This window comes from Myceligenerans pegani, from assembly GCF_014892515.1.
In the GTDB taxonomy this organism is placed as follows: domain Bacteria; phylum Actinomycetota; class Actinomycetes; order Actinomycetales; family Cellulomonadaceae; genus Myceligenerans; species Myceligenerans pegani.
Window position 1 is genome coordinate 1 of the sequence record NZ_JADBGR010000004.1, and the last position, 842, is coordinate 842.

1 protein-coding gene is annotated in these 842 nt (G+C 73.2%); it reads right to left on the bottom strand.

Going from position 1 to position 842, the window contains the following annotated elements:
• A partial coding sequence (locus IIE03_RS00025; protein WP_192860693.1) for a type I polyketide synthase occupies window positions 1-842 on the bottom strand: 842 nt, incomplete at both ends.

Below are 842 nucleotides of genomic sequence, written 5' to 3' on the forward strand. Positions count from 1 at the left end.
ACCGGCTCCGACCCATACAACTCACGCCCCATCCCCACCCGCTGACTCCCCTGCCCCGTCAACACAAACGCCGTCCCGCCCTCGCGCTCCCGTCCGGTGACCACCGACGGCACGGCGTCCCCCGAGGCCAGAGCGGTCAGGGCCGCGGCCCGGTCGGTGCCGACCAGCACGGCGCGGTGCTCGAAGCGGGTCCGAGCCGCGAGAGTACGTCCCACATCCAGGTCGGGTCCCGCGTCGACGGCCGGCAGCAACCGTTCGGCCTGGGCGCGCAGCGCGAGCTCGGTCGGGGCGGAGAGGACCCACGGAAGCACGGCTGGAGCAGCGGTCTCCGGGGCGGTAGCGGTCTCCGCGTCCTGCGGCGCCGGGGCTTCGAGGATGACGTGGGCGTTGGTGCCGCTGATCCCGAACGAGGACACCCCGGCACGACGCGGCCGACCCGTCTCCGGCCAGGCCCGCTTCTCCGTCAGCAGTTCCACCGACCCCGCCGACCAGTCGACGTGCGGCGAGCGCTCCTGCGCGTGCAACGTCGGCGGCAGGACGCCGTGACGCATCGCCTCCAGCACCTTGATGACGCCGCCGACACCGGCCGCCGCCTGCGCGTGGCCGATGTTCGACTTCAGCGAGCCGAGCCACAACGGCTCGTCCCGCTCCTGACCATAGGTCGCCAGGAGCGCCTGCGCCTCGATCGGATCGCCCAGCCGCGTCCCCGTACCGTGCGCCTCCACCACGTCCACCTCGGTCGGCTCCAACCCGGCCGACACCAGCGCCTGGCGGATCACCCGCTCCTGCGACGGACCGTTCGGCGCCGTCAACCCGTTCGACGCACCGTCCTGATTCACCGC